Genomic DNA, 22,314 nt, shown 5'->3' on the forward strand with positions numbered 1-22,314 from the left:
ATTTTAAAAATTTTCGTTCACAGAGTCATCATACCCCGAGCAAAGCGCGCATTTTCTCGTAAGCTGCCGACAGACCATCCTTGTTTTTTCCTCCGGCTTGGGCAAATCCCGGCTGACCGCCGCCACCGCCTTGTATCAGCTTTGCCGCCTCACGCACCGTAGTCGACGCGTTCATGCCATCCTTCACCAGGTCCTCGGTAACCATGACTGTCAAGAGAGGTTTGCCCGAGGGGTCGTGGGTAGCACCGATAAACACGGTGTGTTCCGGTGACTTGGCACGTACACCAAACGCGACATTCTTTACGACATCAGGCAGACGCACACCCGTAAGCTCAACAACCTTGATGCCGCTTGTCTCATAAGCCTTGGCGAGCAAATCATTAGTAAGATTGTTGACACGTTCATTGAAATACTCCTCAGCCTGATGCTTCAGCTCGGCATTTTCATCAAGCGACTTACGCAGGGCAACCAGTAGATTGGGGGTGTTGTTGAACATAGCGCCAATCTCGCGCAGGGTGTCCTGCATGTCCTCGATGACGCTCTCAACACGGCTTCCGGTTATAGCCTCGATACGGCGTATGCCGGCAGCGATACTGCTTTCCGACACAATCTTTATCATACCTATGTTTCCGGTATTGTCGACGTGAGTACCGCCACAAAGCTCTACCGACGAGCCATAACGGATTACCCTGACCTCATCGCCATATTTCTCGCCGAATAGAGCCATTGCCCCCATCTCGCGAGCTTCTTCGATAGGCACATTGCGATGCTCGTCACGGGCAATAGCCTTGCGCACACGCTCATTGGCTATATGCTCTACCTTGCGCAATTCCTCGGGAGTCACCTTCTGGAAGTGGGAGAAGTCGAAACGCAACACATCAGGAGAAACAAATGATCCGCGCTGCTCTACATGAGAGCCAAGCACCTCGCGGAGAGCCTCGTGGAGCAAGTGAGTCGCAGTGTGGTTGCAAGAGATGGCTCGACGCGCCTCTTCGTCAATCACCGCATCAAATGTAGCCTGAGGATTGCGCGGCAACTTCTTGGAAAGATGCACGCCGACTCCGTTTTCACGCTTGGTGTCATATATCTCAACCACATCATCGCCATCGACAAGCTTACCTCGGTCACCTACCTGTCCGCCCATTTCGGCATAGAAAGGAGTGACAGAGAGTATAATCTGATAATATTCGTTATTCTTCTGCTTCACCTTGCGGTAACGGAGTATCTGTGTCGGTGCCGAAGTCGAGTCATAGCCCACAAACTCCTGCTCGCCGTCACGCACCACCACCCAGTCGCCGGTCTCTACAGCTGCGGCGTTGCGGGCGCGTGCTTTCTGAGCCGCCATCTCGTCGTCAAACTCCTTATGGTCAAGCGTCATGTCATGTTCCTTCAGAATAAGCTCGGTGAGGTCAAGAGGGAATCCATATGTGTCATAAAGCACAAAAGCCTCTTTACCTGAAATCTCGCTTTTGCCCTGAGCCTTTGCGCTGGCAATCGCTCCGTCGAGCAGACGGATACCATTGTCAAGTGTGCGCAAGAAAGCATCTTCCTCCTCCTTTATGACACGCATGATAAGTTCGCGCTGCTTCGGGAGTTCCGGATAAGCCTCACCCATGCTCTCGATGAGAGTGTCAAGCAAGCGATACATGAAAGCCTGCTTCTGACCGAGGAATGTATAGGCATAACGGACAGCACGGCGCAAAATACGACGGATTACATATCCCGCCTTAGCATTGCCGGGGAGCTGCGAGTCAGCGATAGAGAACGCAATTGTGCGCACATGGTCGGCAATCACGCGCATTGCTATGTCAACTTTCGGGTCATCTCCATAACGCTTTCCGGAAAGCTCGCCGATTTTATTGATAAGCGGAGTGAACACGTCAGTGTCATAGTTGGATTTCTTACCTTGAAGAGCCATGCAAAGACGCTCAAATCCCATACCTGTGTCAATCACCTTTGCAGGGAGCGACTCAAGCGAGCCGTCAGCCTTTCTGTTATACTGCATGAATACGAGATTCCATATCTCTATTACCTGCGGATGGTCATGGTTGACAAGCTCACGTCCGGGGACAGCCTTCTTCTCTTCCTCACTGCGGAGGTCGATATGGATTTCAGAACAGGGACCGCAGGGTCCGGTGTCACCCATTTCCCAGAAATTATCATGCTTGTTACCATTGATTATATGGTCGGCGGGAAGATGTTTTTCCCAATATGACGCCGCCTCATCATCACGGCTCAGTCCTTCCGACGCAGAACCTTCAAAGACAGTGGCATATAGATTAGCCGGGTCAAGCCCAAGCACGTCTACGAGATATTCCCACGCCCAGTCGATAGCTTCCTTCTTGAAATAATCGCCAAACGACCAGTTGCCGAGCATCTCGAACATAGTGTGATGATATGTATCCATTCCCACTTCTTCCAGGTCATTGTGCTTACCGCTTACACGCAAGCACTTCTGCGAGTCGGCGACACGCTGATACTTAGCGGCGGCATTGCCAAGTATAATATCCTTGAACTGGTTCATACCGGCATTGGTAAACATCAATGTAGGGTCATCCTTGATGACCATAGGGGCAGAGGGAACAATCTGATGACCCTTGCTGCGGAAGAAGTCTTTGAATGACTCTCGTATTTCTTTTGCAGTCAGCATTTTATATAATAATTTACGTTTTCTTTCTATTTATCGGTGTATTACTATAATACACTATTCCATAATAATTTGCAAAATTAGTGCAAACCACCGTCTTATGCAAGTTTCATAATAAATATATAAGCCCGCAAAATAAAAACAAATATGGGGCGCCGCGCAGCGACACCCCATATTACTATGTATCGACAGTCTATCGACTTACTTTACAAGACACTTTACAGCCTTATTGCCCGCCTTCACGATATAAAGACCGGAAGTGACGTCAACATTGATGTCGGCAGCACCGGTGGCTACGGTTGCAAACACTTTCACGCCGGCAAGAGTGTAAACCTCCACAGCAGCGCCTTCAGCGGCATTTTTCACCGTAATGCTATTGGTTCCGGCGATTACAACAACACCCTCGGAAGCGTCGGCAATATTACCGATGCCAAGAGCCTCATCGTGAATCACTGTCACCTCACACTTAGAGCCAAACATTGTGATTGTAGCCTTGCCCGGCTTCAATGCCTTGAAACCGATAGCGGCAACACCGTCGGCATAATTCATCGAACCGGTCATCTCAACAACCGACTCATCAGAACTTTCGTAAGTGAAGTTGTCAATGAATTCCTCTTCGGTGAACGGAACAGCGCGTACAAGGAACACATTTATATCAAACTCGCTGCCTTCCATTACTGAAATCTCGACAGGGTCGATGATAGATGCTGCCTCATGGTAAAGGGCAGGATCATTGTCAGCAACATCACGCCAGGGAGCGTCAACCGACGTGCCATAAACAAGACCAAGAGTATTCTTGAACCATTCTGCCGAGAGTTCCGATGCATCAACCGATTTACCTTCCACTGTGTTATGGTCAGCGGTAGCGTCTTCAGCGCCAAGAGCAAGCGAAGCGACAGCGTAATTGTTGCTGATTGCCGACTCTTCGCCTCGCGGATCTCCATATATAGGATTCCAATCTTCATCCTCGCCTACGATGTCAGGCTCGTAGTTGGCGTTGGAACGACCGGCGATACGGTGGATAGTAGCCTGCTGACCTGGATATTCCTCGGGCAGCTCGGGAGTATATCCCTCAAGTGAAGAGAGATTGACGAAACAGTTAGTTATAGGATTAACCTTTTCTGAAGAACCGTCACCCTCGGGAAGAGAAGAATTACCGGTGTCAGCTCCGAGGCTTCCTACGACACCGCCGGCACAAGGACCATTGTCATACCAGCGCGCCTCGCCTCCGACAGCCTTTATAGAACCCTCCACATAGCAGCGGGTAATCTCTGCGCGTGAAGATGCGCCGGCTATACCACCGACAGTGTTACGTGCGGTAAGCGCAGCGTCAACATGACAGTCGGTGAAAGAGTCACCGCTGTTAGATGCAGAACCCACGATACCACCTACCTCGGTAGCACCGATGATTGTTCCAATAAATGAAGAAGCCTTCACAGAAGAGCTTGTACGGGTCTCGCCGACAATACCTCCGACAGAGCTTCCGGGCATGTCAATCACACCATTTACAGAGCTGTTGGAGATTACAGAAAAGTTAGTGGCACGACCTACGATACCGCCGAAATCGGTAGAAGTGTCATCACTTGCCTTTGCATCAAGAGCATACACATGCACATTGTCGATTTTTGTACCGAGAGCCGATGAAGCAAGCGTTCCGGCAAGAGAGCTGCCTGAGCAATCAACCTTTACCTTATACAGGTTAAGATTCTTGACCGATGCACCCTCTGACAGATAGTCGAAGATACCGGTAAGTCCGGTCAAATCAATATTTGACAAGGTGTAGCCGCCACCGTCAACCGAACCGACAAACGCGCCCTTGAAAGTAGACATTGTGTATTCAGAGAAATCAATGTCATTTACAATGCGGTAGTGAGATGACAGTGATTTTCCAATCTCCCTGAAGTCACCCGGGGTAGCTATGAGGTAAGGATTGTCTACAGTTCCGTCACCACCTACAAAACGGGTGAAAGGCAGAGAGTAGGAATCTACATTATACGCATTGTTCTTCTCATAGATTGCAAGCAGAGTATTATTCTGAGGCATTGTCACAGGGTCAACCCGGCGAAGCTCGCCTTTCTCGGCATCAGCAGTCAGGTCAAGCAACACATCATAAGAGTTGGCAGCAGTTATCACCATGTGAGTATCAGTTCCGGCAGCGCCGTTGGGACGATACTTCTTGATAAAGAACATATACTCATGCTCATCATCAGTGTTGCAATAATAGGGAGAAAGCACATTCTGGCTCATAAGCATCATGGCATTTGCAACATCCTTTCCGAGATTTATCTTATCAACACCAATCACCTTGCCGTCGGCATCAAGCCATACAACACGTTCGATAGAACAACCGTCCTCCGAAATCGGATTCATCGCCTTGAAGGCATATTTGTAACCGAGAGCAGCGGGAACACGGTCAACATAAGAGCTCAGGCTATAACCATCCACAATATTGGTAAACATCGCAGCCACGTCGCCGGAAGGAACATCCACAAACGAAAGCATGTAACCCATATTGGTAACAGTAATAAACATATACTGGTGGTCATAACCTGGGACATCAGACAGACCCATAAATCCGACAATATCTTCGGCAAGAGTCTTCTCTACCTCTCCGTCGCTGTTGTAAATGTAATATGAATCGGTAGTAGCGTCATCATTACCGGAGATATATTTCTGCTTTGCGATAACCACCTTATAGTCATCACCATCCTTAACAATATCCTCATTATAGCCTAAGTGACCTGCACCATAATAAGTACACAACACCTTGTCATCGCCAAATGTCTGGTCAGTAGGTATACTGATACGCTTTTCCTCTTTCAAAGCCTGGTCATAGGCACCGATGGAGTTAATCTCCACAATAAGATGATTGTCTTCAGACAGTGACTCATCTGTCCACCCGGTAGGATCGACAAAGAAACTCTTTTCATATTGCTGATAAACAAAATAAGCCCTTCCTTCGCTTGCAAATGAAAGCAGCGGAGAAGTGCTCATCTGGTCGCCCGGAAGATCCATAAGACGTATCTTCTTTTGGGCAATACAAGTCGGGCCTCCTGAATAAGACGCTTTCTTATAAGTATCTATAACCATTTTAAATGTACTCAGATAATCAAGGTAGTTTTCACTGTCAACCTTTGATTCATCTTTTTCCTCATAAGAAAATGACAGGTAGAAATTCTCCGACCAGCTATCGGTAGAAGAGTCGACGGCGTCACAGAGCGTACCCTGAAACTCCATTATAGGCACATCGTTTCCGTCAGCATCTTTCTCGCCTCCTATAGAATAAGCATAAGAATAGTAACGGTTCTCATAAGAGGTCGTGTTCATGCCCAACGAGAATATGACCTCATAGTTGTTGTCATAATTAAAGAATTTCTGGGTAACTACCGATGCAATCTCATATTGCACCGCTCTTACCTCATCATCTTTATATTCAATAACATCCTTTATTTCTCCTATTTTCTGAAAATAGGAGTCATATATGGTATATTTAAAACCTTTGAGAGTCTTCTGTGTGTAGGCTTCATTGGATATTGTCTCAAAATCAAATTCTCCGGTAGCATACCATACAGAACCGTCAGGAGCCTCAAGGTAGTCAAAATATTCGATACCGGTAAACACACTTTCAGACTCCGGAGCCTTTTTAAGCCCGGACTTGTTCATCATAGCAGTAAGAGCCGCAGCTTTTTTGTCTTTAAAAGGAATGTCCATCCTTGACATACGACCCTCATTCATTGACTTGACGACACTTCCCAACTGATTTCTGTCGGTAACAGGCTTTGCCGACACAGGAGAAATCCCGGTTGCAGAAGCGCACAATGCAGTCGTCAAGATTACTTGAAAGAATCTTTTCATCTTGTTTCTTTTAATTATTACTATATTTACTGTTTATTAGAATTTCCTGCACGCACTTGCATTAAAAATGCAAAAGTAATCAATTTTGTAATAAAATAACCCAACGACAGACATTTTAACACATATTCAGCCTTCATGATAAAAAGAAGAGCATTATTTCCGCGACGGTCCAACTATTTTGTATTAGCCAATGTTCTTACAATCATGAGACGCATGCTGTTAATCGTAGACCCGCAATATGACTTCATCACCGGCTCTCTCGCGGTAGCCGGTGCGGAGGAAGCGATGAATTCACTCGCAAATTACATCACTGAAAGCGATGGAAAATATGAAGTGAAAGTCCTGACAGCCGACAGCCATCCGGCAAATCACATGTCGTTTGTCGAGAACGGCGGACTCTGGAACGCCCATTGCATAGAGGGGACTCCGGGCGCAGCAATATGGCAACCCGTGATGAGGGCGCTTATCTCTACACAAGGAGACACAATTTTACTTAAAAAGGGCACTGACACCGCCACTGAAGAATATTCGATATTCAAAAACAGCGATGCCGCCGTCAGAATCAAAGAAATCATCAGGCGGCATGGAATAGATATAATCGACCTATGCGGAATAGCAGGTGATGTATGTGTGCTCGACACGCTTAATGACGGACGCCGACTGTTCGGTGACGGCATGTTCAATGTGCTCGCCGACTACTCGCCGTCAATCGACGGAGGCGCACCACTACAATCAGCAATCAATTCTTTGCAAGAAAAGGGTCGATAGGGTCTACTTCAAAGTCGACACCGGAGCCGATAGCGCCGCCTATAGATTTCATGATGTCACACACCTTCATAGCCGTAAGTCGCTTTTCAAAGGGGTAGACATCGCGTACATCAAGCTGAGTCACAAGGTCGATAAGCTTCTTTGCCGCCATTGACTGACCGCATCTTACAAGACTAAGCACAAAAATCAGTGCGTCGGTCATGGAGAGATCGAAGCCTGAGGCATCTTCAGCGGCAAGCACGACATCACGGTAAAGAGTCACAATAGCCTGGTAGTCGCCGGAGCGATAAAGCCCTTCAAGCATCGGAGTCCACTCGGGAATCTGTCCGCAATGCTCCATCAAAACGAGCAGAATATCGGCACACTGCCTGTACTGGTCGCGGTTGTAAAACGATTTTGCCCAAGCCGCCCATTCCTCCGTGTTTTCTTCCGGAAACGATGAAAAATATTTCTTGACCGCCATAATGCCGGAATCGCGGTCACCGAGCATCAACAGGTGTTCCACCGCTTCCTTGTCGGCGGGATTTTTCTCAAGATAACCGTTAAGCAGCGACACAGCGTCAACGACGCGGTCTTCAAAAGTGTACATGGCGGCAAGTGTGTGTACAGCCACTTTGTTTCCCGGCTCCTTTCTCAGCAGCTCCTCAACCATCTCCACCGCCTTGCCACGGTCAGCCTTCATGTCAAAGAGTATCTGCGCCTTTGTAAGCTGATAAGCCTCGGAGGCGGCATCAATGGCAAGCGCGTAGTCAATCGAGGCAAGCGCCTCGCTATAGTTGTCGAGTCTCACCTGCAGCTGGGCAAGCATGTGCCAGAACGTGGCATTAAACGGCTCACGCTCGGTAAGCTCCTCCATAAGCTTCGATGCAAGGTCATAATCGGCACGCGAATCAGCCTCCATCGCCATCTCGTAAAGGAATGTCTCCGGGTAGGCGCAACGTCGCTGAAGCTCGTCTTTGTGTTGCACCACCCAGTCAAATATGCCAAGGTCGGAGCATGAATCGACAAGCTGGATAGCTGTCTCGTCGTCAAAGTCGGAATACCGGTCGAGGATAGCCATCATCGCCTTGCGGCACTCTTCGGGTGAAGGATGCCTTACCATCAGGTCGAGAACCGCCCAAAGCGCCGACTCCTGACTACGGGAAGCGGCAAGATTGGCGGCTCCCTCGGTCATCGACAGGTTGCCATACATATAAAATGCACGCCGCTGCATCATTTCCTCACTTTCGGGGTAAAGACGGGCGGCAAGCAATATCACCTCAAACTGTACATACTCGTCATACACGTCATTGGCGTAATCAAAAATGTCCAGCAGGTCATTTTCGTCATATACCGGCGGGGTAATCCCGCCGGCAAGACTCTCTTTGAAATTCCTGTATAGTTTTTCTCTTCGTCGCTGTTCGCGATCCATAGATTGTTTCTCCTTATTTCTTTTGTAGTTTTTCCCAGGTGTCCTTCAACTGCATCGTGCGGTTGAAGATGAGGTTACCCGGCTTTGAGTCGGAATCAAGAGTGAAATATCCGATACGCTGGAACTGGAAATGATCGCCGGGCTTCACATTTTCAGCCAGATACGGCTCAATCTTTATACCTTCCACCACCTTCAACGAGTCAGGGTTAAGCATTTCACGGAAATCCTTGTCCTTTTCCTCAGCGGGATTCTCGACTGAGAACAAGCGGTCATACAGACGAGCCGTAGCATCGACGGCATGAGCAGCCGACACCCAGTGGAGCGTGCCCTTTACTTTGCGCATGCTTCCGGGCATACCGCTCTTTGACTCCGGGTCATAAGTGCAATATATCTCCTCGATGTTGCCATCGGCATCTTTTTTGACGCCTGTGCATTTTATGATATAGGCACCCTTTAGACGCACCTCTCCATCAGGAGCGAGACGGAAGAACTTTTTAGGGGGATTCTCCATAAAGTCATCGCGCTCGATATAAATTTCGCGTGAGAAAGGCATCTTGTGGGTTCCGGCGGTAGTGTCCTCGGGATTATTCTCCATTTCCACGATTTCCTCCTGACCTTCGGGATAATTGGTTATCACCACCTTGACAGGGTTCATGACCGCCATCACACGCGTAGCCACCTTGTTAAGGTCCTCGCGCACGGCGTGTTCAAGAAGCGAGATGCTGTTAAGCGCCTCCACCTTCGTATAGCCTATCATGTTGATGAAATTCTTTATCGACGCGGGAGTGAATCCGCGACGACGCATACCGGAGATAGTCGGCATACGCGGGTCGTCCCAACCGGCTACAAGCCCTTCCTTTACAAGCTGAAGCAGCTTGCGCTTGCTCATTACAGTATATGTAAGATTAAGACGGTTGAACTCAATCTGGCGGGGGCAATAGCTCTCATCGGCAAGCTCCTTCACAAAATACTCGTAGAGAGGGCGGTGAGGCACAAACTCAAGAGTACATATCGAATGTGTGACACCCTCGAAATAGTCGCTCTGACCATGAGCGAAGTCATACATCGGGTAGACTTTCCAGGTCGTGCCGGTGCGGTGGTGGGGGTGCTTTATTATACGATACATTATCGGGTCGCGGAAGTGCATGTTGGGCGAAGCCATGTCTATCTTCGCGCGCAGCACATAGGTGCCTTCGTCAAACTCGCCTTCATTCATGCGGCGGAACAGGTCCAGGTTTTCCTCTACGGGACGGTCACGGTAAGGGCTGTTGACGCCGGGCTGTGTCGGGGTGCCTTTCTGCTCGGCAATCTGCTCCGATGTCTGATGGTCGACATAAGCCTTACCCTCCTTGATCATGCGCACGGCAAGGTCATAAAGCTGAGGGAAGTAGTCGCTTGCGTAATACTCGCGGTCGCCCCAGTCAAATCCAAGCCAGTGGATATCCTCACGGATTGAATCGACATACTCGACATCTTCCTTTGTAGGATTAGTGTCGTCAAATCGCAGGTTGCAGGTGCCGCCAAACTTTTCAGCGATGCCGAAGTCCATACATATTGCCTTGGCGTGACCGATGTGAAGATAGCCGTTAGGCTCGGGCGGGAAACGTGTGTTCAGTCTACCGCCATTTTTACCGGCGGCAAGATCGTCGCTCACAATCTGCTCGACAAAGTTCAAGCCACCCTTTTCTTCATTTATTTCTTCGATTATTTCCGACATAATGATTAGTTTTATAATTTTATAGTCACAAAATTACTCATTATTTTTTATAATGCATAACTTTACCCCCGGCTATTTCGTTTAAAAGTCATGAATCGCGTAAATCAATTCATCAGGCACCTACGCAACCGTCTTTATAGCGCAGGAAGATACTGGGAAAAGCAGCTGCGCCACTCGATAAATGCCATCAAGGCGGCTACCGGGGTGCTTACGGTGATCACGTTTGTAATGGCGGTCGCCTGCGTGCTGTTTCTCATAACCTATGCGGGCTACGACCATGAGCCGGCGAGGATGAAGACCATATTCCGCTTTCTGCACATAATCCAGTGTGTATTTGCCCTGAACGTGATATTTAATTTCGTATTCAATACGCGCAAGACCCTGCAAGACACCCGTATAATAAAATGGATTGTCGACATCGGAATACTGTCGACACTGCTTCCGCTGGTATATCCGCAGCCCGAGGAGCCGTGGATAAGATGGCTCGCTACGCTGCTTTACAGCAACAAGTATTTTCTTATAGTGATGTTCTGCTATGCCGTGGTCGATATAAGCTACGGAATAATGCATATAATGGGGAAGCGCACCAACCCGTCACTTATGCTGTCATGCAGTTTCCTGTTTTTCATATTTCTCGGGTCTTATCTGTTGATGATGCCCAAATGCACCTACGACGGCATATCCTATATCGACTCGCTGTTTGTGGCGACAAGCGCGGTGTGCATCACCGGGCTGACCACGATAGATGTAGCGAGCACATTCACCCCGCTCGGCATATTTGTACTCGGGCTTATGATACAGATAGGCGCTCTCGGAGTCATGACTTTCACGAGCTTTTTCGCACTGTTTTTCAGCGGAGCGACGTCAATATACAGCCAGCTGATGGTCAAGGACATGATATACACGGAGTCGGTCAACGCACTGCTCCCTACCCTTCTGTACATATTCATGTTTACCATCGTCGTAGAGGGACTGGGCGCACTCGGGATATGGTGGTCGATTCACGATGTACTTGACATGCCTCTGAGAGAGCAGGTCGAATTTTCTGTGTTTCACGCCGTGTCGGCATTCTCCAACGCGGGCTTCTCCAATCTGCCGGGAGGGATGTCCAATCCGGCTCTTATGAACAGCGACCAGTCGATTTATCTTGTAATAAGTGTCATCGTGTTTGCCGGGTCAATCGGCTTTCCGATACTTGTCAATTTCCGCGACGCGTTTTTCGAACATGTGAGGCTTGCGTGGCGACGCCTGCGACATCGCCCCGTGACAGGCAGGAAAGTGCATATATATAACCTCAACACTAAAATCGCATTGCGCGCTACTCTCATCATATTTGCAGCAAGCGTCGTGCTGTTTTTCCTGTTTGAGCGCAACAACACTCTCGCGGGGTTCAGCCTATATGACCAGATCGCTCAGTCAATCTTCAACTCCACCACTCCACGCAGTTCAGGATTTGTATCGGTCAACCCGGCAAACTTCCTTAACGTGACACTCGTGTTTGTGCTTTTTCTCATGTGGGTGGGAGGAGCCTCCCAGTCCACGGCAGGAGGAATAAAGGTGAACACATTTGCCGCGATACTCATAAACCTGAAAGCAATAATACTGGGACACAAACGTGTCACAGCATTCAACCGCACTATCGCCACGACATCGATAAGACGCGCCAACGCCGTGGTGACCCTTTCGATACTCTCCTATTCGCTCTTTTCAATGGCGATAATGCTGCTTGAGCCGGAGATGACGGCAAAGAGCCTGCTATTCGAGGTGTCGTCGGCGATATTCACCGTAGGGTCGTCGCTCGGCATCACGCCAATGCTCTCCACCGCGTCAAAGGCATTGCTGATATGTGCCATGTTTCTCGGCAGGGTCGGCATAATATCGCTTCTTATCGGCGTCACAGGAAACCGGCAAGACCGCCCCGTACAGTATCCAACCGACAATATAATAATAAACTGATAAACCACTATCTTCTATGCGTTACCTCATAATCGGACTCGGCATATATGGCGCCAACCTTGCCATAGACCTGACTGCAATGGGTCATGAAGTGATAGGCGCCGACAGCAATCCCACGCTTGTCGAAGCGCTTAAAGACAAAATATCGACAGCCTACATCATAGACTCGACCGACGAAGCCGCACTGTCAGTGCTGCCGCTGAAAACAGTAGACCTTGTAATCGTGGCAATAGGCGAAAACTTCGGCGCGAGCGTGAAGACCGTGGCTTTGCTGCGGAAACTCGGAGTGAAAACCATCTATGCGCGTGCCGTGGATGAAATCCATGAGACAATATTGCAAGGATTCAAGGTCGACCGCATCCTCACCCCGGAGCAACGCGCCGCACGAGAGCTGACACGCGAGCTTGAGCTCGGCTGCAACGTCGACTCGATGCGCATTGACTCCGACCGCTACGTAATCAGATTTGCCGTGCCGGAATATTATGTAGGCACCCCGCTCGGCGAGCTTGACTTTGAGAAGGATTTCAATATAAAGGTCGTGGCAGTCTCGCGCCCGGCGCCAAAAAGAAATTTTCTCGGCATCACCAACAATGAACTCCAGAAAATAGAAAATCCGACGCCGGACACCAAACTTGAAGAAGGCGACATAATCACCGTCATAGGGTCCCAACGCGGATTCAGAGACTTGTTTCACCACATAAGCGCCTGACGCCTATGTGGTGAAGCAAAATCAAAACTCATAGTCGACACAGGCGCGGTCAGCCTTATGTCCGGCAAGGAGTGCGGCGGCAGCCACATGAGCCGGATGATTGGCATAGACGGCGACATCAGAAAGAGAAGGCACCACGGCTGTAAGCACAACGTCCCAGCTCTCGGCGGGGTTTTCATTTATGCCTACCTCCATTGACTGCAATACGTCAATCTGCTCCGGAAGCGCGAGAAGCGCGTCGCGGAACGCACGTGCCACCTCAAGACGCTCAGCGTCCGAGCCTGTAAGTTTGAATGTTACTATATGCTTTACCATTGTTTCTTTTATTTTAATTGTTATTTCGCGTAAAGACGTTCGCGGGCTGCGGCTACACGCTCGTCGGTGATATAGTCGTCATAGTCCATCATCTTGTCGATAATACCGTTGGGCGTCAGCTCGATTATGCGGTTTGCCACGGTCTGTATAAACTCGTGGTCATGAGAAGCAAACAGCACATTGCCCTTGAACGACTGCAAGGTGTTGTTAAACGCCTGAATCGACTCCAGGTCAAGATGGTTGGTCGGCGAGTCAAGTATAAGAGTGTTGGCATCCTTCATCATCATGCGGGCTATCATACACCTCATCTTCTCACCACCTGAAAGCACCGAAGCCTTCTTCATCACCTCCTCGCCTGAGAAAAGCATCTTCCCGAGGAATCCTTTCAGATAAATCTCGCTTGAGTCGTCGCTCCACTGGCAGAGCCAGTCGACAAGATTCATGTCAGTGTTGAAATAAGCGCTGTTGTCGAGCGGCAAATAGGCTGTGGTGATGGTCTGACCCCAGTCATATGTGCCGGCATCAGCCTTGCGGTTTCCGGTCACGATCTCAAACAGCGCGGTCATGGCTCTCGGGTCGTGGCTAAGGAACGCTACCTTGTCACCCTTCTCTATGGCGAAGTTTATATCCTTGAAAAGGATTTCGCCATCAACAGAGGCTGTAAGACCGTGCACTTCAAGAATCTTGTTTCCGGGTTCACGCGACGGGGTGAAGATAATGCCCGGATAGCGGCGCGACGAGGGCTGAATCTCCTCTACGTTCAGCTTCTCAAGCATCTTCTTGCGTGAAGTGGTCTGCTTTGACTTTGCCACATTGGCCGAGAAACGCTGAATAAATTCAAGCAACTCCTTGCGCTTTTCCTCAGCCTTCTTGTTTTGCTGCTGCTGCTGACGCAATGCAAGCTGCGATGACTCATACCAGAAACTATAGTTACCGGCAAACAGGGTCATCTTATTATAATCTATGTCAAGCGTGTGGGTACATACGGAGTCAAGGAAGTGGCGGTCGTGAGACACGACAAGCACCGTGTTCTCAAACTTCGATAGATAGTCTTCGAGCCAAGCCACAGTCTCAAGGTCAAGGTCGTTGGTCGGCTCGTCGAGAAGAAGATTGTCAGGATTGCCAAAGAGTGCCTTTGCAAGAAGCACACGCACCTTCTCATTACCGCTCATGTCTTTCATCAGCATGTAATGCTTGTCTTCCTTGATGCCAAGACCGCTCAGCAGAGCAGCCGCGTCGCTCTCGGCATTCCAGCCCTCAAGCTCTGCAAACTTTTCTTCAAGCTCGGCAGCCCTTACACCATCCTCATCAGAGAAATCAGCCTTTGCATATATGGCATCCTTTTCCTTTATAATATCCCAAAGCACGGTGTGACCCTGAAGCACGGTGTCAAGCACAGTGCAATCGTCAAACTTGAAGTGATCCTGCTCCAAAACCGACATGCGTTCGCCCGGTCCCTGCGACACAGTGCCGTGGGTGGGAGAAAGCTGGTCACTGAGTATGCGCATAAGGGTTGACTTTCCGGCGCCGTTAGCACCGATAATGCCATAACAGTTGCCGGGTGTAAATTTCAGGTTTACATCCTGGAAAAGCACGCGTTTGCCAAATTGCTGAGTTAAATTATTGACCGCTATCATCTTATATATGTTGTATTTCAAATTAGGACTGCAAAGGTACAAAATATTTGCCGAAATTTCGTAATTTTGCCATTATTATCAATCCACTCAAATATAAAATGTTATGGTAATACAACGCTGGCAAACAGTATTCCTCCTTCTCGCCGCAATATGCATGGCACTCGTATCATTCCTCCCCCTCGGCACCGGAATGTCCGTCAATGGCGCCCCATCATGTGTCGACGCGCTTGATTTCATCCCTCTTTTTGTAATCAACATCCTTGTGACCCTCCTGCTTCTCATTGACATCTTCCTGTTTCGCGACCTGAAGCTTCAAAAGAAGGTGGCGCTCGTCAATGTGTTTCTCGAAGCAGTGTCTATCATAGTCACAGGACTGCTCATGCTACCTGCCGCCGGCTACATCGAAGAGATGACATGGACCGCCACCCTGCCGGTTGTCGCCCTGATACTCACCATTCTGGCGAGAAGCCGCATGGCAGCCGACGAGCGATTGCTCAAAAGCTACGACCGCATAAGATAAGGCGCAATAATCTTTACGCAAGCCGGAAATGTTTTAATGAGTTGACAAACGTTAAATCAAAGTTAAAGCACAGCGACATTTTAAACGCATGATTGTTATTAAAGTCATAGATACAGTAACAGACGAAAACATAACTATCAAATAAAACTTTAACTTATGAAAAAGAGTATTCTATCAGTGGCTGTACTTGCCGCATCACTTTTTTCGTTTAACGCTTTTGCCCAGACCCCTTCAAAGACAGCTGAAAGCTGCGCCAAGACAGAGCAGTGTGCGTCCAAGGCATGTCCCGACGGAGCCAAGGCTTGCAAGCCTCAGCGTCCATGTGCAGCCGACCCCTTTGCGGGGATAACCCTCACCCAGGACCAGCAGACCAAGCTCACCGCCCTTAAAGAGCAGCGCAAAGCCAAGAGCGCTGTAGCCGCCAAGGCTCGCAAAGAGCGTGTACAGCAGCGCGACTCAGTGGCACGCTCAGGCAAGAAAGAATATCTCGAAAGTGTAAAAGAGATTCTCACCCCTGACCAGTACGTAGTCTTTTTGGAAAATGTCGTACTGTCCAATCCGGCTCCCGGTCATGACAAAGCCATGTCTCATCACAAGATGCACGCCATGAAGAAAGGCGATCGCAAAATCGACATGAGACACGCTGAAAAGAGCGGAGACAAAAAATAAACTTGTTAGCAATCAACCGATAACGGCTCCCCTTCACGGGCAGCCGTTATTTTTTTGTGAAATTTATGATACTTTGTTAATTTTTTTTGTTTATATTTGTGTATGAATCATTCATAACTTAATCTACATTAGATATGGATATCAATAATATCATGAACGCCCTTGAGGCGAAACACCCGGGAGAGAAAGAATATCTCCAGGCAGTCAGGGAAGTGTTACTTTCAGTAGGCGATGTCTACAACAAGCACCCCGAATTTGAGAAAGCCCGTATAATCGAGCGCATGGTCGAGCCCGACCGCATTGTGACATTCCGTGTCACCTGGACCGATGACAAAGGCGAGGTACAGACCAACCTCGGTTATCGCGTACAGTTCAACAATGCCATAGGCCCGTATAAGGGAGGTATCCGATTCCATGCATCAGTCAACCTATCAATACTTAAATTCCTCGGATTTGAGCAGACATTCAAGAATGCCCTCACCACCCTTCCTATGGGTGGCGCAAAAGGTGGCAGCGACTTCTCACCGCGCGGAAAGAGCGACCGCGAAATCATGCGTTTCTGCCAGGCATTCATCCTCGGACTGTGGAAAAACCTCGGTCCCGACCGCGACGTGCCCGCCGGCGACATAGGAGTGGGCGGCAGAGAGGTAGGCTACATGTATGGCATGTACAAGAAACTTGTCGACGAACACACCGGCACATTTACCGGAAAGGGACTTGACTTCGGCGGCTCTCGCATACGTCCCGAGGCTACCGGATATGGAGCGATATACTTTGTCAACAACATGCTTGCCCGCAAAGGCGAGTCAATCAATGGAAAGACAGTGGCAATCTCCGGTTTCGGCAACGTAGCCTGGGGCGCGGCACTGAAAGCTACCGAACTCGGAGCCAAGGTAGTCACAATATCGGGTCCCGACGGATATGTATATGATCCCGACGGCATCTCCGGCGACAAGATTGACTACATGCTTGAACTGCGCGCGTCGGGCAACGACATCGTGGAACCATATGTGGAAAAGTATCCCGGCGCGACCTTCTTCCCCGGACGCAAGCCTTGGGAACAGAAGGTGGACATCGCGCTCCCCTGCGCCACCCAAAACGAGCTTGACGGCGATGACGCCCGACAGCTTGTCGACAACAAGGTGCAGCTCGTAGCCGAGGTGTCAAACATGGGTTGTACGCCGGAGGCTATCGACCACTTCATCGAGACTCACACCAACTATGCCCCGGGCAAGGCGGTGAACGCAGGCGGAGTTGCCACTTCCGGACTCGAAATGAGCCAGAATGCCATGCACCTCACATGGAGCGCGGAGGAAGTCGATGAAAAGCTCCACGGCATCATGGACGCCATCCACGAGCAGTGTGTGAAATACGGCACAGAACCCGACGGCTACATCAACTACATGAAGGGAGCCAACATAGCCGGCTTCATGAAGGTGGCAAACGCCATGATGGAACAGGGTATCATCTAAACCGCAAAGTAAATACATCAATAACTATAATGGGAGCGCTTCCGGGCGCTCCTTTTTTAGAACCAAGGAAAAGGGCGGAAACACTTTTACGCATTTTCCGCCCCGGATTGTGTGTGTTTATTATATTTTCTATAGTATTTCTACTACATTGCAAATATACACTATTTTTTAAGAAATAAATTACCCCCCCCCATTTTAACATTTATTTAACATTTGAACTTCTTTATTTGGGGTGTGTTTGAAAAAAATAGTATCTTTGCGACAATAATTCAAGTATATTGCCTATGACATCCAATATCGAGGAGCTGATTACTATCAACTACGAGCTTGAAGGGCTATTGTATCTCGCTCTTCATAGGGGCGATGACACCCCGGCAAAAGTGTGGGAAATGATTTCAGAGAAAATAGACTCGCTGAAATCAGGCATAACACCGGCATTGGGTGACGCTGCCGCCGAAGAGCCTTCCGATAATCCCGTCATAACAGAAATACCTGCCGAAAAGACAGCGGATATCTGCGAGGCTGAGATACCTGACGATGACAGCAACGTAGCTCCAAGCCCTGAAGAAGAGGCTCCGCATGAAGTCATACCTGACAACAACGAAGCCACTCTTCCCGCCCCTGAGGAAGAGGAGAATATAATTCCGGAAAGTCCCGAGCTGCCGGAAGATGAAACAACATTGCCGGAAGATGACAATGATGGTGAGAGCATCGAGGAGCAGCCGGTAATCGCCCTTGAGGAAGAGGAGCCAACAGAGGCATCCCCGGAAGAAGACGCTACAGAAGAGGCAGAAGAAGAAGAGAAAGTCAATACTTGCGTGGCAGCAGCCGAGGAAACGAAACCGCACACCGCACCGGAACAGGCACCGGAACTGCGTCTTGACGAGAAGCTCGCACGCCAATACTCGCGTGACCTGCGCAAGGCGTTCTCCCTCAACGACCGTTTCCGCTTCAGGCGCGAACTATTCGGCAACTCCGATGAAAAGATGAACGAGGCGATAACAGCTGTGGAAAACATGGACTCCATGCAGGAAGCCCGTGAATATTTCTTCACGCGTCTCGGACTTGACAGCTCGTCGACCGATGTCACCGACTTCATGGCAATAGTAGAACATCATCTATCAGCAAAATGAGCGGAAAACTCTTTATAGTGCCCACCCCGGTAGGCAATCTCGGCGACATGACGCCGCGCGCAATAGACACTCTGCGTAACAGCGACCTCATACTCTGCGAGGACACGCGCACAAGCGCTGTATTGCTACGCCACTTTGACATCAACGTGCCCACTGCAAGCCACCACAAATTTAACGAGCACACCTCCGTGCAGCCTGTCGTGAACCGCCTTGAGGCAGGCGAGACAATCTCGCTTGTAAGCGACGCCGGCACCCCCGGCATCTCCGACCCGGGCTTCATGCTTGTAAGAGAGTGTAGGCGCCACGGCATCGAGGTCGAAACACTTCCCGGCGCCACGGCATTGATTCCGGCGCTTGTAAACTCAGGTCTGCCTTGTGACAGATTTACATTTGAAGGCTTTCTCCCACAGAAAAAAGGGAGAAACACACGCCTTGAAGAACTGTCGAAAGAACCACGCACATTTGTCATCTACGAATCTCCGCTTAGGCTTGTAAAGACCCTTGAACAGCTCGCAGCCTACTGCGGAGCCGAAAGAGACGCATCAGTGTCGCGCGAAATATCAAAGCTCCACGACACCACTGTCACAGGAACCCTCGCCGAACTTGCCGAACACTTCAAAGTGAACATTCCCAAAGGTGAAATCGTTATAGTTGTAAGCGGCTATAAAGAATTACAAGAGCGCAAGGTGCACCGTAACAAATACCGCGACAATGACGCGGCTGACACCTCGCATGAGAAGAATTAATCATTCAAACATTATATCGTAATATGAAAAAAATCGTTTCAATTATTGCTGCAGGACTGGTGTTTCTGACAGCATGTGACGGCGGGAAACTAAAACAGGCTGAGAGTGAAAATGCGGTACTCGACGATTCACTCCGTGTAGCCCTCGCCAATCAGGACAGCTTACTTGTGCTACTAAACGACATCACCGACGGCATGAACCAGATCAAAGACCTGGAGAAAATCCTCGGCAACACAAACAATCTGACTGCTGAGTCTCAGTCACGCAAAGACCAGATACGCAACGACATGATGGCAATACAGCAGGCACTCAAAGAGCGTCGCGAGCGCCTTGCCGAACTTGAAAGCAAGTTGCAGAACTCACAGAGCTACAGCGCGACACTCAAGAAGACTGTCGACAATCTCAAGGCTGAGATAGCAAGCCAGGAGGCTACCATCTCCACCCTGCGCAATGACCTTGCATCGGCAAAGATACAGATTGCCGACCTTGGCACAAAGGTAGATTCACTCAGCACCACTGTCGCAAACGTCACTGAAGAGAAGACCCGCGCACAGGAAGAGTCACAGGCTCTCACCAATGAACTGAACACTTGCTACTATGCAATAGGAACCAAGAAAGAGCTTAAAGAAGCTAAAATCATAGAGACAGGCTTCCTGCGCAAGACCAAGCTTCTCCAGGCCGATTTCCAGCAGAGCTACTTCACTAAAGCCGACAAGCGCACACTCACCACAATCCCGACCCATTCAAAGAAGGCTAAGATTGTGACCAATATGCCCGCCGACTCTTATACAAGCGAGAAAGTCAACGACCAGGTTGTGATAACCGTCACAAATCCTGAAAAATTCTGGAGTCTTTCCAACTATCTCGTAATCCAGGTCGACTAAACATAATCAAAATCCATACATAACATGAGCCTCCGCAGCCTACCCCGCGGAGGCTCACTGTTTTTTTATAATAACATTTTATAACTAAATCACATATACTAATTACATCAAATCACATTATCTTTGCACCGTATAGACCAACTAATTACTCATATCAATGCACTACCAACCAATTTTTTCATTAATCACTGCAATACTTGCAATGATGTTTACTTCGTGCAGCAAGGATGACGCCCCGGCATCATCGCCTGACCAACCTTATATCGAGATTGCCCAGCAACTCCTTGAAAACGGAGTGGCGTTTAACTCCGAAGCTTCGGTCAAACAACTTGTCGTGACTTCCAACTGCGAGCTCTCAGTGTCAACGGTCAATCCGGAATGGTGTAAGGCTACCGTGGACAAGCCCAACGCAAGCGGACAATCCACAATCACCGTAGAGACCACTGCCAACGACTCCGATACAGAGCGCAAATCAAGCATCGAGATTACCGGAGGCGGATTATCACGACAAATCAGTGTCACTCAGGCGGCAAAACCGGAAGAAAAGCCCGACGAGCCACAAAAGCCCGACACCCCTGAGATTCCGGTAAGCGAAGCCGTAAAGTTTGCTCAGAGCATGGGCATGGGCTGGAATCTCGGTAATCAGATGGATGCCTATAACAACAATGTAGCCTCTGAAACAGCATGGGGAAACGGCAAAGCCACACAGGCACTGTTTGACCGTCTCGCCGAAACAGGGATACAGACCGTGCGCATCCCTGTAACCTGGCTCGGGCATATCGGGGACGCTCCCGATTACACAATCGACGCTGCATGGCTCGACCGAGTGGCCCAGCTCGTGAATTATGCTGAAAAAGCCGGGCTAAAAGCAATCGTCAATATCCATCATGACGGCGCCGACGGAAAACACTGGCTCGACATCAAGGGTGCGGCAAACGACCCGTCAATCAACGAGCGCGTAAAGGCACAGCTCGCAGCGATGTGGACACAGATTGCGCAGAAATTCAGCGACAAAGGAGAGTTCCTTATCTTTGAAAGCCTCAACGAGATTCACGACGGAGGCTGGGGCTGGGGCGACAACCGCAAAGATGGCGGCAAGCAGTATCGCACCCTCAACGAATGGAATCAGACCTTCGTTGACGCCGTGCGCGCCACAGGAGGCAATAACGCTACACGCTATCTCGGTGTGCCGAGCTACTGCACCAATCCGGAGCTTGCTCTTCTAAGCAGTTTCGTACTCCCCTCCGATCCCACCCCGGGTCGCCTGATGGTATCGGTCCACTATTATACTCCTACCGAATTTTCGCTTGAGGACAAATTCAGCGAATGGGGTCACACAGGCGCGACCGGAAAGAAAGCGACCTACGGTGACGAGGATGCGGCAAACGACATATTCAACAAGCTGAAAAACAAGTTTGTCAGCAAAGGCATACCGGTATATATCGGTGAGACAGGCTGCGTACACCGCAGCTCGGAACGCGCCGAAAAATTCCGCAAGTATTACCTCGAATACATCTGCAAGGCGGCACGCGAGTATGGAATGCCGGCGATCTATTGGGACAATGGAAGCCGCGACGCCGGCAGAGAGTGTTCAGGACTTATCGACCACGCCAACGGCAACTATATCAACAACGGCAAGGAGATTCTTGAAATCATGGTCAAGGCAGCCACAAATGACGACCCTGACTACACGCTCTCTACCGTCTACAATTCAGCGCCGTAACAGCGGGCGACACAGCCACAGGCAGCACGATAAAAATGTTTCCGGGGGAGTATTCCTGCCGGAAACATTTCATTAATACAGGTCACCACGCTCATGTCCCACCATGAAAGGAGTAACGAAGAGTGAATAAATTAGGCTGAATTTTCACAGCC

The 22,314-nt window shown here is 49.4% G+C and carries 16 protein-coding genes; 10 read left to right on the top strand and 6 right to left on the bottom strand.

All coding sequences use genetic code 11. From position 1 onward, the window contains the following. Nucleotides 1-28: 28 nt before the first annotated feature. Both alaS and E4T81_RS06010 read right to left on the bottom strand, forming a co-directional pair. Nucleotides 29-2,650 (bottom strand): alanine--tRNA ligase, encoded by a 2,622-nt coding sequence (gene alaS / locus E4T81_RS06005; protein WP_135042375.1) that lies wholly within the window; start codon nt 2,648-2,650, stop codon nt 29-31. A gap of 198 nt (nt 2,651-2,848) precedes the next feature. Further along, entirely contained in the window at nt 2,849-6,502 is a 3,654-nt protein-coding gene (locus tag E4T81_RS06010; RefSeq protein WP_135042377.1) for a hypothetical protein, read from the bottom strand. 204 nt (nt 6,503-6,706) lie between these two features. On the opposite strand from E4T81_RS06010, the gene E4T81_RS06015 reads away from it, so the two are divergent. Further along, nucleotides 6,707-7,270 (top strand): isochorismatase family protein, encoded by a 564-nt coding sequence (locus tag E4T81_RS06015; RefSeq protein WP_135042379.1) that lies wholly within the window; start codon nt 6,707-6,709, stop codon nt 7,268-7,270. On the opposite strand, the gene E4T81_RS06020 is transcribed toward E4T81_RS06015, so the two are convergent. Next, nucleotides 7,242-8,681 carry a hypothetical protein gene (locus tag E4T81_RS06020; protein WP_135042381.1) on the bottom strand — a complete coding sequence of 480 codons (1,440 nt, stop codon included), beginning with the start codon at nt 8,679-8,681 and terminating at the stop codon, nt 7,242-7,244. The two genes, E4T81_RS06015 and E4T81_RS06020, sit on opposite strands and share 29 nt — an antisense overlap. A gap of 13 nt (nt 8,682-8,694) precedes the next feature. Beyond that, the gene (locus tag E4T81_RS06025; protein WP_135042383.1) at nt 8,695-10,398 is read right to left on the bottom strand and encodes a glutamine--tRNA ligase/YqeY domain fusion protein; all 1,704 of its coding nucleotides are present in this window, start codon (nt 10,396-10,398) and stop codon (nt 8,695-8,697) included. 90 nt (nt 10,399-10,488) lie between these two features. Here E4T81_RS06025 and E4T81_RS06030 point away from each other — a divergent pair, with 90 nt between their 5' ends. Together E4T81_RS06030 and E4T81_RS06035 are read left to right on the top strand one after the other, a co-directional pair. After that, nucleotides 10,489-12,354 carry a TrkH family potassium uptake protein gene (locus E4T81_RS06030; RefSeq protein WP_135042385.1) on the top strand — a complete coding sequence of 622 codons (1,866 nt, stop codon included), beginning with the start codon at nt 10,489-10,491 and terminating at the stop codon, nt 12,352-12,354. A gap of 16 nt (nt 12,355-12,370) precedes the next feature. Continuing rightward, nucleotides 12,371-13,063 carry a TrkA family potassium uptake protein gene (locus tag E4T81_RS06035; RefSeq protein ID WP_135042387.1) on the top strand — a complete coding sequence of 231 codons (693 nt, stop codon included), beginning with the start codon at nt 12,371-12,373 and terminating at the stop codon, nt 13,061-13,063. A 21-nt stretch (nt 13,064-13,084) separates the two neighbouring features. Here the strand turns inward: E4T81_RS06035 and E4T81_RS06040 are convergent, their stop codons facing one another. Both E4T81_RS06040 and E4T81_RS06045 read right to left on the bottom strand, forming a co-directional pair. After that, nucleotides 13,085-13,378: a Dabb family protein gene (locus E4T81_RS06040; RefSeq protein WP_135042389.1), complete on the bottom strand. Its 294-nt coding sequence runs from the start codon at nt 13,376-13,378 to the stop codon at nt 13,085-13,087. A 20-nt stretch (nt 13,379-13,398) separates the two neighbouring features. After that, nucleotides 13,399-15,015, bottom strand: coding sequence for an ABC-F family ATP-binding cassette domain-containing protein (locus tag E4T81_RS06045; RefSeq protein WP_135042392.1), 1,617 nt, complete (start codon nt 15,013-15,015; stop codon nt 13,399-13,401). A 103-nt stretch (nt 15,016-15,118) separates the two neighbouring features. Between E4T81_RS06045 and E4T81_RS06050 the strand changes: the two genes are divergently transcribed. From E4T81_RS06050 to E4T81_RS06080, 7 genes are all read left to right on the top strand, one after another. Then, a complete protein-coding gene (locus E4T81_RS06050) occupies nt 15,119-15,535 on the top strand; it encodes a DUF4293 domain-containing protein (protein ID WP_135042394.1) in 417 nt (138 codons plus the stop codon). Nucleotides 15,536-15,691: 156 nt separating this feature from the next. Then, nucleotides 15,692-16,204 carry a hypothetical protein gene (locus E4T81_RS06055; protein WP_135042396.1) on the top strand — a complete coding sequence of 171 codons (513 nt, stop codon included), beginning with the start codon at nt 15,692-15,694 and terminating at the stop codon, nt 16,202-16,204. A 134-nt stretch (nt 16,205-16,338) separates the two neighbouring features. After that, a complete protein-coding gene (gene gdhA, locus E4T81_RS06060) occupies nt 16,339-17,676 on the top strand; it encodes an NADP-specific glutamate dehydrogenase (RefSeq protein WP_135042398.1) in 1,338 nt (445 codons plus the stop codon). A gap of 284 nt (nt 17,677-17,960) precedes the next feature. Beyond that, nucleotides 17,961-18,809: a hypothetical protein gene (locus tag E4T81_RS06065; RefSeq protein ID WP_135042400.1), complete on the top strand. Its 849-nt coding sequence runs from the start codon at nt 17,961-17,963 to the stop codon at nt 18,807-18,809. Further along, nucleotides 18,806-19,555: a 16S rRNA (cytidine(1402)-2'-O)-methyltransferase gene (gene rsmI, locus E4T81_RS06070; RefSeq protein WP_135042402.1), complete on the top strand. Its 750-nt coding sequence runs from the start codon at nt 18,806-18,808 to the stop codon at nt 19,553-19,555. Before E4T81_RS06065 ends, rsmI begins: the two co-directional genes overlap by 4 nt. A gap of 23 nt (nt 19,556-19,578) precedes the next feature. Continuing rightward, a complete protein-coding gene (locus E4T81_RS06075; protein WP_135042404.1) occupies nt 19,579-20,439 on the top strand; it encodes a hypothetical protein in 861 nt (286 codons plus the stop codon). 202 nt (nt 20,440-20,641) lie between these two features. Next, nucleotides 20,642-22,162, top strand: coding sequence for a cellulase family glycosylhydrolase (locus E4T81_RS06080; protein WP_245207018.1), 1,521 nt, complete (start codon nt 20,642-20,644; stop codon nt 22,160-22,162). Nucleotides 22,163-22,314 lie beyond the last annotated feature (152 nt).

The organism is Barnesiella sp. WM24, assembly GCF_004570975.1.
Taxonomy (GTDB): Bacteria; Bacteroidota; Bacteroidia; order Bacteroidales; family Muribaculaceae; genus Muribaculum.

What these genes read in the sequence shown, in the direction of transcription:
- alaS (WP_135042375.1), bottom strand. Translation starts at nt 2,650, where the DNA reads ATGCTGACTGCAAAAGAAATACGAGAGTCATTCAAAGACTTCTTCCGC.
- E4T81_RS06010 (WP_135042377.1), bottom strand. Translation starts at nt 6,502, where the DNA reads ATGAAAAGATTCTTTCAAGTAATCTTGACGACTGCATTGTGCGCTTCT.
- E4T81_RS06015 (WP_135042379.1), top strand. Translation starts at nt 6,707, where the DNA reads ATGAGACGCATGCTGTTAATCGTAGACCCGCAATATGACTTCATCACC.
- E4T81_RS06020 (WP_135042381.1), bottom strand. Translation starts at nt 8,681, where the DNA reads ATGGATCGCGAACAGCGACGAAGAGAAAAACTATACAGGAATTTCAAA.
- E4T81_RS06025 (WP_135042383.1), bottom strand. Translation starts at nt 10,398, where the DNA reads ATGTCGGAAATAATCGAAGAAATAAATGAAGAAAAGGGTGGCTTGAAC.
- E4T81_RS06030 (WP_135042385.1), top strand. Translation starts at nt 10,489, where the DNA reads ATGAATCGCGTAAATCAATTCATCAGGCACCTACGCAACCGTCTTTAT.
- E4T81_RS06035 (WP_135042387.1), top strand. Translation starts at nt 12,371, where the DNA reads ATGCGTTACCTCATAATCGGACTCGGCATATATGGCGCCAACCTTGCC.
- E4T81_RS06040 (WP_135042389.1), bottom strand. Translation starts at nt 13,378, where the DNA reads ATGGTAAAGCATATAGTAACATTCAAACTTACAGGCTCGGACGCTGAG.
- E4T81_RS06045 (WP_135042392.1), bottom strand. Translation starts at nt 15,015, where the DNA reads ATGATAGCGGTCAATAATTTAACTCAGCAATTTGGCAAACGCGTGCTT.
- E4T81_RS06050 (WP_135042394.1), top strand. Translation starts at nt 15,119, where the DNA reads ATGGTAATACAACGCTGGCAAACAGTATTCCTCCTTCTCGCCGCAATA.
- E4T81_RS06055 (WP_135042396.1), top strand. Translation starts at nt 15,692, where the DNA reads ATGAAAAAGAGTATTCTATCAGTGGCTGTACTTGCCGCATCACTTTTT.
- gdhA (WP_135042398.1), top strand. Translation starts at nt 16,339, where the DNA reads ATGGATATCAATAATATCATGAACGCCCTTGAGGCGAAACACCCGGGA.
- E4T81_RS06065 (WP_135042400.1), top strand. Translation starts at nt 17,961, where the DNA reads ATGACATCCAATATCGAGGAGCTGATTACTATCAACTACGAGCTTGAA.
- rsmI (WP_135042402.1), top strand. Translation starts at nt 18,806, where the DNA reads ATGAGCGGAAAACTCTTTATAGTGCCCACCCCGGTAGGCAATCTCGGC.
- E4T81_RS06075 (WP_135042404.1), top strand. Translation starts at nt 19,579, where the DNA reads ATGAAAAAAATCGTTTCAATTATTGCTGCAGGACTGGTGTTTCTGACA.
- E4T81_RS06080 (WP_245207018.1), top strand. Translation starts at nt 20,642, where the DNA reads ATGATGTTTACTTCGTGCAGCAAGGATGACGCCCCGGCATCATCGCCT.